This window comes from Pseudarthrobacter equi, from assembly GCF_900105535.1.
GTDB classification, from domain to species: Bacteria; Actinomycetota; Actinomycetes; order Actinomycetales; family Micrococcaceae; genus Arthrobacter; species Arthrobacter equi.
In genome coordinates, this window is record NZ_LT629779.1 from 3,575,428 (window position 1) to 3,588,638 (window position 13,211).

Genomic DNA, 13,211 nt, shown 5'->3' on the forward strand with positions numbered 1-13,211 from the left:
CTCACTTCCGGTCGCTTAAATCGAAACGCCCGCTCACTTCCGGTCGCTTAAACCAAAACGCCCGCTCACTGGCCCCAGACGCCTGGAAGTCCGGTGAGCGGGCGTTTGCCCCGAAGGCGCCACAAGTGAGCGCGCGTCGGGGTTAGCCGCGGAACACCTGGATCACTGCCGGGCGCGGGGCACGCACCTGTCCGGCGGCCGGCTTTGCACCCGCACCAACGTAGTCCGGGAAGTACGAGTGCGGCGCTTCGAAGGTGCCTTCCTCGCCCGGGTGTTGGACTGCGACGAACACGGTCCGCTCCTCGTCGTGGATGATGGGGCCGCAGGTCTCTGCGTCGCGCGGGACGGCCAGGAACTGTTCCACCTTGCCACGCTCCGCGCCGTCCAGGGTGACCTTGAACAGGCCGTCGTTGTAGCCAATACCGGAGGGGGCGCCGTCAGTGGAGATCCAGAGGTTGCCCACCGAGTCGAAGGCAACGTTGTCCGGGCATGAGATGGGCGAAACCTTGTCCACCGGGTAGCCGGAGAAGTAGGTGACGTCGCCCTGGGCCGGATCGCCGCAGACCATCAGCAGGTTCCAGCCGAAGCTGGTGGACGTCTGGTCGCCAGTCTCGGTAATTTCCACGATGTGGCCGTCGCGGTTCTGGGTGCGGGGGTTGACCTCCGTGGCACCTTCCTTACCGGCCTTGCCGCGGTCGGAGTTGTTGGTGCAGACCACGTAGACCTTGCCGGTGTGCAGGCTCGGCTGGACGTCCTCGCAGCGGTCCATCTTGGTGGGGCCGCCCTTGGCGTTGGCCGCCTTATCAGCGGCGATGCGGGTATGAACCAGGACCTCTTCGACGGACATGCCGGCGATGGCTGACTTGCCGTCAACCACCAGGGGCAGCCATTCGCCGATTCCGTCGAACGCACCGTCGGAGGGGACCGCGCCGGTACCGGTGATCTCCGCGGCGGGCGAGTTGCCGGTGAACTGGGCCACGAAGAGGTTGCCCTCGGACAGCAGGCCCATGTTGTTCTTGCGGTCGCCTTCGATGTACTTGCCCTTGGAAACGAACTTGTACAGGTAGTCGAACCGCTCGTCGTCGCCCATGTAAGCCACCACGTGGCCTGATTTGGCGACAATCACGTTGGCGCCTTCGTGCTTGAAGCGGCCCATAGCGGAGTGCTTCTTCGGAGTAGAGGTGGGGTCGAAAGGATCGACCTCGACGATCCAGCCGAACCGGTTGGCCTCGTTTTCGTAGCCGGCGTTGCGGGTGTCGAAGCGGGGGTCGTCAAGTTCCCACTTGCGGGAGGTGGCGTTGGCGGTCAGGCCGTAGCGCTTGTCGCTGGCCGAGGTGCCACCGGCCACGAAGTAGCCGTTGAAGTTCTCCTCGCCGGAGAGGATGGTTCCCCAGGGAGTGGTGCCGCCGGAGCAGTTGCCGAACGTGCCCTTGATAGCCTTGCCGCTGGGGTCGGCGACCGTCTTCACCAGGGCCGAGCCGGCAACCGGGCCGGTCAGTTCATAGGTGGTGTCGTCGAGGAAGCGGCGGTTAAGGGGTGCGCCCTTGACGTAAGACCACGGCTTGGTGGTGTTCTTGCGCTCGAGTTCGACGACGGCCAGGCCATGGGCGGCGCGGCCGATGGCCCGGGTTTCCTTGGCGTCGTAGCCGGCGGGAACCATGATGTTCTCGTTCGTGTACTCGTGGTTGGTGAACAGGACTGCGCGGCGGCCCTTGGTGTTGGGGATTTCCAGGATGTCCGTGTAGTCGTTGTTGTAACCGAACTGGCGGGCCTGGGCGGCGGCGGTCTGCTTGTTGATGTCGAAGTCCGGCGAGTCGCTGAACAGCGGGTCACCCCAGCGAATGACCGGCTGCCAGGTGAAACCGTCCGGGACGGTGACCGCATCGACGGCGGCGTCCACCGGCTTGATGGCGGTGAACTTGAGCTTCGACTTGCCGAAGCCTTCCTTGGCGGCCTTTGACAGGCCGGCGGCGGAGGCCGGTTCAGCCGATGTGACGGCGGAGCCGAGCGCCACGGCGAGGGCACCGGCAGCACCAAGGCCGAGTGCGGCGCGACGGGACATCGTGGCCGAGGCGACATCGCGGAAGTAGCTGTTGGAGCTGGTGTTGCAGGTTTCGCCCGCACACGCGTTGTCGCACTTCAGGGCACAGGTGACCGGGCTGCGCTTGCCCTTGGTATGGCCGAGCATGGGCAGCAGGTTAAATTTGCGGGCAGTTTCAGACATGGGGAACCTTCCAAGGAATCTCTCTGGGGTGCCCGATCACCCTTCCAGCCGGTTCCGACGCGGAGCCATCCAGCAGGTGAAGTTGAGGTTAACCGCCCATGACCTGCAGAAACGTCAGGAGTTTGCACACGGGTTTGCGGGAAAGCCGCCACAAAAGAGCGCGCGTCACAGGGAGAGCCGCCACAAAAGAGCGCGCGTTACAGGGAAGGGACCGGAGGGCGGGCGGGCTTACCCGGCCAGGAGGGCGTGGACGCGGCGGAGCCGTGCCAGCCACCAATCCCGGCGTTCGGGCGCTGCCGCGAACTGCTCCAGCAGCCCGGGATCGACGGCGGCTTCGCGGAGGGTGATGGCGCCGTCGTCGGCCGTCAACGGATCCCGGGTGATGTCGGATTCGAACAGGGATACCGTCCCCAGCCCGCACGCATACGGCAGGTCGGGGAGCGCCGCGGCAAGGGCCAGCCCGGCACGGATCCCCACGGAGGTGTCCAGCGCGGAGCTGACGACGGCGGGCAGCCCGGCCTGCGCCACGATGTCCAGCGCACGCCGCACTCCCCCGAGCGGCGCCACCTTAACCACGATCAGGTCGGCCGCGCCGGCCCGTGCCACTTTCAGGGGATCGTCCTCCTTGCGGACACTTTCATCGGCGGCCACCAGCACCGGCGTTCCCGCAGCCCGCAGCCGCGAACGCACCTCGGCCAGGCCCTCGATGTCGGGGACGGGCTGCTCGGCGTATTCGAGGCCGACGGCGGACAGCCGGGTCAGCGCCCTGACCGCGGCGGGCACGTCCCACCCGCCATTGGCGTCAACCCGGATGGCTGCATCCGGAAAGGCGGCCCGGACGGCTTCCACCCGGGCGGCGTCGTCATCCAGGGTTTGGCCGCGCTCCGCCACCTTGACCTTGACGGCATCCACCCTGCCGAAACGTGCCAGGACCTCCGGCACCCTGGAGGCTTCCACGGCAGGCACCGTGGCGTTGACGGGTATGGCCGTGCGCAGCGGCTGGGGAAACCCCTGCCAGGCGGCCTCGATGGCGGCGGCCAGCCACCGCGAAGCCTCGGCATCGCCATACTCCGGGAACGGGCAGAATTCGCCCCAACCGGCAGGGCCCTGGATCAGCAGCGATTCCCGGTCCATGATCCCGCGGAACTTCACCCGCATGGGCAGGCTGACAACGTGTGCCCCTGCCAGCAGTTCGTCCAGTGGGGGGATCTGTGCGTCGGGGGCAGGCATGGGATTCACTGTACCGGCGGGCCGCGCGGCCGCCGCGGCAGCAGAAGGCCAATGTGGAGAAACCTAGATCCACTTGTTGTGCTTGAAGGTGACGTACAGCCCCAATCCCATAGCCAGCATCAGGCCGATGGCATAGGGGTAGCCGTAGGTCCAGGTCAGCTCGGGCATCGCAGTGAAGTTCATGCCGTAAATGGACGCCACGAGGGTGGGGGCGAACAGGATGGCGGCCCAGGACGAGATGCGCTTGACCTGTTCGTTCTGCTCAAAGCTGGATTCGGTCATCCGCTGCATCTCCTCGTTCTGCCGCTGCGCCACCAGGGCCGCGTTGACCGCGAGCGCGTTCTGGAGCAGTGCCCGGAAGGACGCCACGCGTTCGTTGAGCCGCAGGACGTGGTCCAGCACATCGCGGAGGTGGTCCTGGAGGTCGGCATCAGCGGGGCGTTCCGGGGTTCCGGCCATCAGGGCCTGCAGGATCCCGGCCAGCGGGCTGGTGGCGCGCTGGAACGTGATGACCTGCCGGGAGAGTTCGTAGATGCGCCGGGAGACCTCGGGGTCGGCGCCGAAGAGGTCGTCCTCGATTTCGTCGATGTCGTTTTCCAGGCCGGCGGCCACGGGCTCGTACTCGTCCACCACCTGGTCCAGGATCCCGTACAGGACAGCCTCGGGGCCGAGGGCCAGGAACTCCGGCATCGATTCCATGCGCCGCCGGACCTTGGCCAGGTCCGGTGACTCTGCGTGCCGGACGGTCACCACGTACTCGTCACCGGCAAAGACGTGGATCTCGCCGAAGTCCACCTTCTCCACGTCATCGCGGTACCGGGCCGGCCGCAGCACCAGGAACAGGCATTCGCCGTAGTGTTCCAGCTTGGCCCGCTGGTGGCCTGCGAGGGCGTCCTCGACGGCGAGCGGGTTCAGGTCGAATTCCTCCCCTACCGATTGCAGTTCCTCGGCGTCCGGGCGGTACAGGCCGATCCAGGCCATTCCCTCGCGCTGCCTCAGCGCAAAGTAGGTTTCGTCCAGGCTTTCCGGGTCCGCTGTCCGCATCCCGTTCACGTAGACGGCATTGTCGACGATCGTCACGGCTTTGCCTCCTTCAGGAGCCACCGCGGGGCCCGCACCGGACCCCTTGCACGAAGGGTAGACCTTCGGGACCGGCACGCCAACAGCCCTTTCTTTACATATCCATATGGGTATACGATGAGGCCATGGCACGGGCAGCGACAACCGCAGATGCGTTCAACGCCGTGGCCGAGCCCCGCCGTCGGGAAATCCTGGACGTCCTGGCCGGCGGCGAGCGGACCGTCAGCGAACTGGTGGAACTGCTGGAGCTGGCGCAACCGCACGTATCCCGGCACCTGCGGGTCTTGCGGGAAGTGGGCGCCGTGGAAGTCCGCGACGCCGGGCGGCAACGGGTCTACCGGCTCCAGCCGCAGGCGCTGAAGCCCATCCACGACTGGGTCTCCGGCTACGCGGACCTTTGGGCGGACCGCTTCGACCTCCTCGACGGCGTACTGGAAGACATCCGGGATCAGGAAAGCGGACACTAAGGAGCAGGACAAATGGCACAGGCAGGCAGCAGGACCATGGACGTGACCTTCCCCAGCGACGAGGAAATCCTCATCACCCGGACGGTGGACGCCCCACCGCACCTCGTCTTCAAGGCCTGGACCACACCGGAGCTCGTCCGGCGCTGGTGGCCGGGACGGCGCGGCGAGATGACAGTGGCGGAGATGGACTTCCGGGTGGGCGGGAAATGGCGGTACGCCATGCTGGCGCACGGCGAAGCGGAGGTGGCCTTCCACGGCACCTACCGCGAGATCGAGCCGGACCGGCGGATCGTGCACACGGAAGTGATGGAGTTCCCGGGCATGGCACAGGACGGCGAAGAGGGCGCGGTGGTCAACACGGTCACCTTCGAACCGGCCGACGACGGCGCCGCCACCAGGGTCAGCATCCGCACCCATGCGGGCAGCAGGGAAGTCCGGGACATGATTGCGCAGTCCGGCATGGAAGGCGGCGTCCGCGAACAGTTCGAGATCATCGGGGAAATCGTGGCCGACCTCGCCTGACACGGGGATGCGCGCCAGGAGATCCAACAGTTGTTACAGTCCATCGTGTGACTGAGTCCGGAACCCCTTCCCGCCACCGGGTAGCCACCCGCACCGCCACGGCCCCGCTGTACGCCGCAGGGTTTGTGACGGCCTTCGGTGCCCACAGCATCGCGGCCGGCCTGGGCGCGCAAAGCGGGAACATCGGCCTGACGCTGCTGAACCTCGGCATCCTGCTGGCCCTGTACGACGTCGCCGAGGTCTTCCTCAAACCCGTGTTCGGCGCCCTCAGCGACCGGGTGGGGCCCAAACCGGTCATCGTGGGCGGGCTCCTGGCCTTCGCCGCCCTGTCGCTCATCGGGCTGTGGGCAGCGGACCCGCTCATGCTCGCCCTGGCCCGGCTGGGACAGGGCGCCGCCGCCTCAGCCTTCTCGCCGGCGTCGTCCGCCATGGTGGCGAGGCTCGCCCGCGGTGGAAAGGCGGGCGCCTACTTTGGCAAATACGGCTCCTGGAAGAGCCTTGGCTACATCATCGGTCCGCTGCTGGGCGCCGGGCTGATCCTGGCCGGCGGCTTCGCCCTGCTGTTCGGCGCCCTGGCCGTGCTGGCAGCGGCCACTGCCGTGTGGGTGCTGGCAGCGGTACCGCACCTCGAGCCGCTCCCCCGCCAGCCCTACACGGTCATGGACCTGGCCCGGCAGGTGGGCGAGCGCAGGTTCTGGGTTCCCACGCTGGTCCTCGCCGCCTCCACCGGCGCGCTCGGGGCGGCCATCGGCTTCCTTCCCGCACTGGCTACCCGACACGGCATGGACGCCTTCGCCGGTACCGCCGCCGTCAGCGTCCTGGCGCTCGGCTCGGTACTGACCCAGCCGTGGATGGGCAGGCTGCGGGACCAGGGCCGGGTCACGGACAACAGGGGCACGACGGCGGGGCTCCTCCTGATTGCCGCCGGCGTCGCACTGCTGGCGGCCGCCCCCGCGGCGGTCACCATCTTCGTCGCGGCGGCGGCGATCGGGGTGGGCATCGGCGCCGCCACTCCCCTGGGCTTCGCGCACCTCGCGGACAGCACCCCGCCGGAACGGATGGGCCGCACCATGGGATCCGCCGAGCTCGGCAGGGAACTCGGCGACGCCGGCGGCCCGCTCCTGGTGGGCGGCGTGGCTACTCTGACGGCCCTGCCGTTCGGACTGGGCGCCCTTGCGCTGGTGGTGGCAGCGGCCAGCATTCCCCGGCTGCCCCCAACCAGCCCGCCCGAGTAGCGAACACCGACGGCGCGCCCAGCACACGCGGAGAGGCCTCCCAGCTTTCTATGACACCCTTAACGGCGATGACTTCCTCACGGCAAACGCACCCCAGGACGCCTGCCCGGCCCGCACCGGGCTCGGGTTTCCTGTTCGTGCTGGCCACCCTGGCCTGCGTTGCCGGGCTCGTGGCCACGTACTACTACTTCGTGCAAACCACCACGGGGCAGTTCATCGATGAGTCCGCACTGGTGGAAGCGGTGGACATCCACGGCCCGGCCGGCAAGGCAACCACCCGGTTCCTGGACCTGCTGCCCACCATCTCCCTGGTGATGGCCGCCGTCGTGATCCTGTTCGTCACCGTGATCAGGAAGCACTGGACCGAAGCCGGGATCGCCGTGGCGGCCTGCATCGGCGCGAACGTGGCCACGCAGGTGCTGAAGGACCTCCTCCCCGCCCGGCCGGACAAGGGTGTGGTAACCCTGGAGCTGAACTCGCTGCCGTCCGGGCACACCACCCTGGCGGCCTCGGCTGCGGCAGCCGTGTTCCTGATGGCCTCGCCCCGTTGGCGGCCCATGGCAGGGTTCGTGGGCGGCACGTTCGCCATCGCCTCCGGGGTATCCACCCTGATCAACCAGTGGCACCGGCCGGCCGATGTTGTGGCCGCGTTCCTGCTGGTGGGGGCATTCATGATTCCGGCCGGGTGGCTGATCCTGCGGCGCGGAACCTGGATCGCGTGGGAGGGCTTCAACCGGCACATCGGCTCGGCCAGGATCTGGCTGGTACTTCCCGTGCTGCTGGGCCTTGCCTCCGCGGCCGTTGCGGCCTATTCGCTGATCCGGATTGCACCGAGCCCCTGGCAGGAAACCAGCACCACCAACTACTTCTGGGCCGGGATCTCGCTGATCGTGATCGCCGGCTACCTGGCCACGGTGGCCACCACATCCCTGTTCGCATTCGCCGCGCGGCGCCGATGACGCCCAGGCCCGCTGCCGCTCCCCTACTCCTCGTCAAGGTGCGGCGGGATGCCCAGGCCGGACTGCCCGCCGTCGGACTCCTCATCCATGGCCGCCGCGAGCTCAATCGAATCCAGGTACCGGGCCGCGGGCCGGCCGGTGGCCAGCGCGAGTTCCTCGAGGGAGGCCAGGTGTTGCCGGGCAAGCTCAATGGCCACCCGTTCAAGGATGTCCGGGCCGTTCCTCATCACCAGGTCGCCCAGGAACACCTGCATCCGTCCGGGAGGCTTCCCGCCGCTTTCGAGGTCCGCGGCCGCCAACCGGGTCAGGGCGGCAGCGGCCAGGGCAGGCTTGTCACTGAAAAGTTCCACCAGCACCATCCCTTCCGTGATCACGGGGAAACCACGGACCCTTCGCTCCCAAAATATCCCGGGCCACGCAGGACGGTAGGGCCTTCCTGCCCTTGGTGAGACGCTTTTGGGCGCGGAATGGTTCAAATCATGACGCGAAGTTGAGTGTTCCTTGCGGCAGATCCGGCCGTACCTTGATCCGGCTACCGGATAGTAGCTCTTACCGGGTTGCTGGGACCCGGCATCGCGGCTCCTGCTGGAGACGCCCCAATTCTCCTGGCGGCGTCTTGAAGTGGGCGCCGCCAGGAACCCACTTCCCAGTCATCATGAGCCGTTCCCGCCAGGGCAGCGGCTCTTCGCTTTTAACGGCTTGTTGCCCCGCCGGCGCCTTGCCTTGGGTGAACCGCAGGGCAATCCAGGGAATCCGGCCGGCCACGCCCGGCGCGTCACGGCCCTGGGATCCTCGGGCGCGCCCTGGGGTTCCCTGCTACCGGCGGATCTTCCAGCCCTTAAACCAAACCAGCTCGGCAGAAGCTGGCGCCGCCCTCCGGGGGGGGTGGTGGCGGCGCCTGCTTCCGCCGAGCTGGCGGACTTTTGGTGGCCAATTCCTAAGAACAGGTGACCTCGCTGTTGCCGTTTCCCTTGCGGATAGACCGGAGGACCGAGGCCGACGAATTGTCCTTGTAGGTGACGGTCACTTCGATGTCGATCAGCCCAGTGCTCTGGCTGCTCACGAGGGGGTGCCCTGTGGTGAGAGTGATCTTGCCGCTCGTGTTGGGCGCCGTAATCTGCCAATCCGAATAGCTTGCCGAGGAGTTGACCGCAGAGACAGAGAGCGTCGCCGGCAGCTGATTCGACGAGAGGGTGGTACTCGGCGCCACCGTTAGTTCCACGGATTTCTTCGACGGGTCGGCACACGACAATGTGAACGCGGGCCCAGCCCAGGAACCAGCAGCTGTGACAGTCATGGCGGCTGTCGCGCTTTGCTGCCACAGGGCCGACGCCGCAGTTCCACCGATCCCCAGAATGACTGTCAGCACGAAGGCACCGACGGCCACCGCGGCTCCTGGCAGGTTCCGGAACGTGCGCATCTAGGCCACGGCTCCGGCCGGGTCCTTGCTGCCGCGGGGCTTGCGGACTGATTTGTAGACCGTGATGGCGCCGTAGCCGATGAGGCCGACGGCGGCCAGGACGGTCCAGGTGTCCCGGTCAGCGTTGCCCAAGACGTTTGCCACGAAGCCCACGTACGGAACTGCGTAGAACAGCTTGCCCTTGACCTGGATGGCCCGGACGGGCTCAGGATCGTTGGCGCCGTTGTTGTCGCCCTTGGTGATCAGAGTTTTCTCGCCCGACTGGGTGGACCCGAAACCGATAATCCGGTGCGTGTCCACGTCCGGCCGGCCGGAATACATCTGGAAGGTGATGACGTCGCCGTACTTCAGTTCGTCGAACGCCACTGGCTTCATCACCATGAAGGTGCCCGGCGGGAACTTCTGCACCATGGACTTGGTCAGGATGGTGTAGGACTGCGAGCCGGTTGCCACCGGAATCACGATCAGAACAACGGCCGCGAACAGCGCCACGAGCATGGCGGACATGCTCAGGATGCGTCCGACGGCGGCCCACGCCCCGGTGCCCTTGCGGCGGCTTTCGTCAGCGGCCGACGGCGACGGCTTGGCGGAGCGAAACTTCTTGCGCGATGCGCGGGCCGGGAAGGCCGGCCCGGCGGTCAGGTCAGCAGCCACCGGACACCCCGCACTGACGGGCGGTGAGCGGAAGGGTGATGTTCACTGCTTGTCCTTTCACGGATGCGGGGGCCGCCGAGCTGAGGCTGGCCTGGAAACAAAAGATGGTGAAACCGTTCTTAGCCACAGTGGGCGACGCGAGCCCGCCGGCGCCGATCGCCGTGAACCCGGTGCCGTTGCTGCATTCTGCGGTGGAGGTGGCCAGCTTCGCGGTAACACTGATGTAGCTGGCCAGGGTCCCGCCCCTGACATTGGCAATGGTTGGCTGGCCCGCTGTGATGACGGTGTTGAACTGGCCACCGGCGTTGGTGTTGTTGGTGACCTGCACCCCGCCGTAAACCGGGGTTCCCGGCCCCAGCGTGCCTGCCGGAGACAGCGTCAGGGTTGCTGCCGTTCCGTTGGCCAGCGTCATGTTGGTGGTTTGGCCTGTGTTCACGGTGGTCATTGCCATATCGAACGAAGCCGCACTGACGGTCCCGGGGGCTGCTGACGTGGTCGCGTTCCAGAGAGCGTAGCTGCCCTGTACGGTGAGGAGGCCCAGGAGCACTGCTGCGGCGACCAGGGCCGCCGCCTGCAGTGAGCGCTTGATGCGCATCGTGGTCTCCTCCTGGTCGGTTTCCTTATTCTGCTGGCCAGGCGGCCCAAGGGCCACCCGGCCGCGTCAGGTTAGGAAAGACCAGTCTGGGTCAGCTGGGTCAGCGTGTAGCTCACATTGCCGAGGTCGTAGTTCTTGGCAACATCGCTGCGGCCGGTCGTGGTGCTCTTGAATTCGAAAACAGTCGATGCCGTGACGGTCTGCGTGGCGCTCCCGTTGACAGGCCTCAGAACGGTGCTCGACGTGACATCACCTGCGGTGTTGGTGAGCTTCAACGGGGAGATGGCGACGTTGTCAGCGGTGAAGGTGTTGGCCGGAACGTTCGCGAGCACCACGTTGGCGGCCATCTTGTCGCCAGTCAGTGCCACCGTCAGGGTCTGGGTGTAGGTGAGCTTGTCACCCGGAACCACCTTGTAGGAGTTGACGTTGATAGTTGCGCCGGTGCGGTCGGTCCAGACGCCGGCGGCAGCTGTGACGTTCAGGTCGCCGGCGACGATGGTGCCGGGAGCCGCGGATGCCTCGGCGTTCCAGTTGGCCAGCGATCCGCCGCCGCCCAGCAACAGTGCTGCGCCTACGGCGATGGCTGCGGATCCCTTGATCAGAGTGCTGTTCTTCATGATGTGTCCCCTCAGACTTTGCTTACTTTGGTGGAAGTTGTCTTGCTGGGAACAACAATGCACAGCCAAACTCAGGAACTGAGGGGGCAAAGGGACAAAGAATGCTCAAGTTATTTGAAAGTTAAACCACGGCCTGAACAGGGCTTTTACCCATATGCTGGCCGCGCAGCCGGCCTACAGCGCGGAGCCAGGCTCCGGGAGGGCCAGCTGCTCCGTGATGATCCGGGCGGTCTCCGGGTCGCCCAGGATCCGGAAGTGCCCGGCCGTAGGAATCGCGATATTGGTGGCACCCGGCAGGACGCTCCCCTCGGGGATGTGTGGATCGAACGGGCCGTAGACGGAGGTGATCCTGCTGTTGATGGCTTCTTCGCGGGCCAGCTCCAGGGTCAGGGCATTCCGTGGCGAGAACATCCGCAGGCTCGGCAGCAGCATGTACCTGGCGTAGCTGGAGCCGGAAAAGGGGGTGCACACCGTGATCATTTTGCTGATCCGGCGCTCCGGGTCCATCATCAGCATCGCGTACTTGCCAATCAGCCCGCCTTTGCTGTGCGCCACGATGGCGGCATCACGCAGCCCTGCCTCCTCGATGTGCTGGGCCACCAGCCGGGCCGCCGCCGGGATCTCGAGCTTGTTCCGCTGCAGGACAGTGACCACGTGGACGGGGTGGCCGGCGTCGTGGATCCGCTGGATCAGGGGCAGCATGAACTGCCAGTTTTCGTACACCCCGGGGATGATCACCACGGGGTTCCGTGTGCCCTGGTGGAAGGACCCGGGCTGCACCCGGGACAGCACGCCCTCCACCTGGCACATGGCCGCGTACACATAGTCCTGCACCCACCACAGCGCTTTCTGCAGTGGACTGGTCCGAACCCGAGTCCCCGTTTCACCCATGATTCGAGGATAACCGCGGTCCGGCGGGTACCCACCAACGCCGCCGGCCAAACTCCTCCGTCGGGTCAGAAAAACCGTGGGTGTTCTGGGCGGAACCCGATGCCGATGAACCGGGCTGCCCTCCGGCGTATCCACGGGCCGAAGGCACGCAGAACCCACTTTGCCGGCCGGGGAACGAAGGCGCGCCGGCCGGGACGCCGTGCGATGGCGCGGTGGCCCAGGCGTTGAATGCGCTGCATCTTCCGGACCGGTACCTCCCGGCGTTTCTGCACCGCTGCCAGCGATTCGTCGCTCACCTCGCCGCGGGCCAGCCCGGGGGCGACGGCGTTGGCGAGTGCCACGGCATCCTGGATGGCGTAATTGACGCCGACGCCGAACATGGGCGACATCGCGTGGGCCGCGTCCCCAATCGCGATGAATCCGGGCCGGTGCCACGTCTCCAGCCGGTTGATCTTCACGGACAGGAGTTTGATCTGGTCCCAACCCACGATGCTCTCCGCCGGGACGGCAAGGTGGGAAGCTGCGGCACCGATGCGGGCACGGAACGCTGCAAGCCCTTCGGCTTTGATGCTTTCGAAGCTGTCCTTGCGAATGATCATGCCGGATTGGTAGTAGCTGCCCCGGTCCAGGGTCAGCACCATCCCTTTGCCGGAAACGTAGCCGAGCGTTGGCGGAAGCGGGTCGAGGGGCTTGGGCAGGTGGAACCACAGCACGTCTATGGGCACGCCCGAGCCGGTTGGGTAAAGCCCGGCGTCGTTCCGGAGCGACGATCCGCGCCCGTCGGCCGCCACGGTGAGGGGCGCGCGGACTTCCAGCGCGCCGTCAGCATACGTGGCCCGCACCCCGGCCACGCGGCCGCCGTCGTGAAGTACTTCATCTGCCCGTGTGCTCATCCGGAGCTCGAACCCCGGCAGCGCCGAGGCCTCGGCCGCCAGGAAGTTCAGGAAATCCCATTGCGGGGCGAACACCAGGAAGTTGTCCGGCGCCGGCAGGGTGCCAAAGTCCGCGATCGTGAAACGCTCCCCGTCGAACACCGCGTCCATGGTGGTGATGCGGGTCAGCGGCAGGTCCAGGAACCGCTCCAGCAGGCCCAGTTCGCGCAGGAGCGTAATGGTGGACGGGTGGATGGTGTCACCGCGGAAATCACGGAGGAAGTCGGCGTGCTTTTCCAGGACCGTGACCTGCAGGCCAGCCCGCGCGAGGAGGTAGCCGAGCACCATTCCGGCGGGCCCTCCCCCGGCGATGACGCAGTCCCGCTGGATGCTCCGGGGAGTGTTCATGCGTACAGTGTCCACCCACAACGGCCCGTTGCCCTAT

General features: G+C 66.7%; 14 protein-coding genes. 4 read left to right on the plus strand and 10 right to left on the minus strand.

All coding sequences use genetic code 11. The features are described 5' to 3' along the window. Positions 1 to 142 precede the first annotated feature (142 nt). The 3 genes from BLT71_RS16275 to BLT71_RS16285 form a co-directional block, all read right to left on the minus strand. Complete coding sequence (locus BLT71_RS16275) at positions 143 to 2,224, minus strand: PhoX family protein (protein WP_091722298.1); 2,082 nt, start codon at positions 2,222 to 2,224, stop codon at positions 143 to 145. 228 nt (positions 2,225 to 2,452) lie between these two features. Continuing rightward, positions 2,453 to 3,454: an o-succinylbenzoate synthase gene (locus tag BLT71_RS16280; RefSeq protein ID WP_091722301.1), complete on the minus strand. Its 1,002-nt coding sequence runs from the start codon at positions 3,452 to 3,454 to the stop codon at positions 2,453 to 2,455. Positions 3,455 to 3,517: 63 nt separating this feature from the next. Continuing rightward, positions 3,518 to 4,534 carry a magnesium and cobalt transport protein CorA gene (locus tag BLT71_RS16285; RefSeq protein ID WP_091722304.1) on the minus strand — a complete coding sequence of 339 codons (1,017 nt, stop codon included), beginning with the start codon at positions 4,532 to 4,534 and terminating at the stop codon, positions 3,518 to 3,520. 125 nt (positions 4,535 to 4,659) lie between these two features. Here BLT71_RS16285 and BLT71_RS16290 point away from each other — a divergent pair, with 125 nt between their 5' ends. The 4 genes from BLT71_RS16290 (at position 4,660) to BLT71_RS16305 (ending at position 7,717) form a co-directional block, all read left to right on the plus strand. Further along, positions 4,660 to 5,001, plus strand: coding sequence for an ArsR/SmtB family transcription factor (locus BLT71_RS16290; RefSeq protein ID WP_091722306.1), 342 nt, complete (start codon positions 4,660 to 4,662; stop codon positions 4,999 to 5,001). A 12-nt stretch (positions 5,002 to 5,013) separates the two neighbouring features. Continuing rightward, a complete protein-coding gene (locus BLT71_RS16295; RefSeq protein WP_091722309.1) occupies positions 5,014 to 5,523 on the plus strand; it encodes an SRPBCC family protein in 510 nt (169 codons plus the stop codon). 47 nt (positions 5,524 to 5,570) lie between these two features. After that, on the plus strand, positions 5,571 to 6,758 hold the full coding sequence (locus BLT71_RS16300; protein ID WP_157693485.1) for an MFS transporter: 1,188 nt from the start codon (positions 5,571 to 5,573) through the stop codon (positions 6,756 to 6,758). Positions 6,759 to 6,826: 68 nt separating this feature from the next. Then, positions 6,827 to 7,717 carry a phosphatase PAP2 family protein gene (locus BLT71_RS16305; RefSeq protein ID WP_091722311.1) on the plus strand — a complete coding sequence of 297 codons (891 nt, stop codon included), beginning with the start codon at positions 6,827 to 6,829 and terminating at the stop codon, positions 7,715 to 7,717. A 23-nt stretch (positions 7,718 to 7,740) separates the two neighbouring features. Here the strand turns inward: BLT71_RS16305 and BLT71_RS16310 are convergent, their stop codons facing one another. The 7 genes from BLT71_RS16310 to BLT71_RS16340 form a co-directional block, all read right to left on the minus strand. Then, positions 7,741 to 8,091, minus strand: a complete 351-nt coding sequence (locus BLT71_RS16310) for a hypothetical protein (protein WP_231994319.1) — start codon at positions 8,089 to 8,091, stop codon at positions 7,741 to 7,743. 563 nt (positions 8,092 to 8,654) lie between these two features. Continuing rightward, positions 8,655 to 9,104 carry a hypothetical protein gene (locus BLT71_RS16315; protein ID WP_172829875.1) on the minus strand — a complete coding sequence of 150 codons (450 nt, stop codon included), beginning with the start codon at positions 9,102 to 9,104 and terminating at the stop codon, positions 8,655 to 8,657. Between the two features lie 33 nt (positions 9,105 to 9,137). After that, positions 9,138 to 9,791, minus strand: coding sequence for a signal peptidase I (locus BLT71_RS16320; RefSeq protein ID WP_091722316.1), 654 nt, complete (start codon positions 9,789 to 9,791; stop codon positions 9,138 to 9,140). Then, entirely contained in the window at positions 9,781 to 10,386 is a 606-nt protein-coding gene (locus tag BLT71_RS16325; protein WP_091722319.1) for a hypothetical protein, read from the minus strand. The genes BLT71_RS16320 and BLT71_RS16325 overlap by 11 nt, the downstream gene beginning before the upstream one ends. Positions 10,387 to 10,457: 71 nt before the next feature. Next, positions 10,458 to 11,003: an alternate-type signal peptide domain-containing protein gene (locus BLT71_RS16330; RefSeq protein ID WP_091722322.1), complete on the minus strand. Its 546-nt coding sequence runs from the start codon at positions 11,001 to 11,003 to the stop codon at positions 10,458 to 10,460. A gap of 174 nt (positions 11,004 to 11,177) precedes the next feature. Beyond that, positions 11,178 to 11,894 carry an esterase/lipase family protein gene (locus BLT71_RS16335; protein ID WP_091722325.1) on the minus strand — a complete coding sequence of 239 codons (717 nt, stop codon included), beginning with the start codon at positions 11,892 to 11,894 and terminating at the stop codon, positions 11,178 to 11,180. A gap of 65 nt (positions 11,895 to 11,959) precedes the next feature. Beyond that, positions 11,960 to 13,174, minus strand: coding sequence for an FAD-dependent oxidoreductase (locus BLT71_RS16340; protein WP_091722328.1), 1,215 nt, complete (start codon positions 13,172 to 13,174; stop codon positions 11,960 to 11,962). Positions 13,175 to 13,211: the final 37 nt, after the last annotated feature.

Bases quoted from the DNA above. Each gene is read 5' to 3' on its own strand.
- BLT71_RS16305 (WP_091722311.1), top strand. From the start codon at position 6,827: ATGACTTCCTCACGGCAAACGCACCCCAGGACGCCTGCCCGGCCCGCA.
- BLT71_RS16325 (WP_091722319.1), bottom strand. From the start codon at position 10,386: ATGCGCATCAAGCGCTCACTGCAGGCGGCGGCCCTGGTCGCCGCAGCA.
- BLT71_RS16330 (WP_091722322.1), bottom strand. From the start codon at position 11,003: ATGAAGAACAGCACTCTGATCAAGGGATCCGCAGCCATCGCCGTAGGC.
- BLT71_RS16335 (WP_091722325.1), bottom strand. From the start codon at position 11,894: ATGGGTGAAACGGGGACTCGGGTTCGGACCAGTCCACTGCAGAAAGCG.
- BLT71_RS16340 (WP_091722328.1), bottom strand. From the start codon at position 13,174: ATGAACACTCCCCGGAGCATCCAGCGGGACTGCGTCATCGCCGGGGGA.
- BLT71_RS16275 (WP_091722298.1), bottom strand. From the start codon at position 2,224: ATGTCTGAAACTGCCCGCAAATTTAACCTGCTGCCCATGCTCGGCCAT.
- BLT71_RS16280 (WP_091722301.1), bottom strand. From the start codon at position 3,454: ATGCCTGCCCCCGACGCACAGATCCCCCCACTGGACGAACTGCTGGCA.
- BLT71_RS16290 (WP_091722306.1), top strand. From the start codon at position 4,660: ATGGCACGGGCAGCGACAACCGCAGATGCGTTCAACGCCGTGGCCGAG.
- BLT71_RS16295 (WP_091722309.1), top strand. From the start codon at position 5,014: ATGGCACAGGCAGGCAGCAGGACCATGGACGTGACCTTCCCCAGCGAC.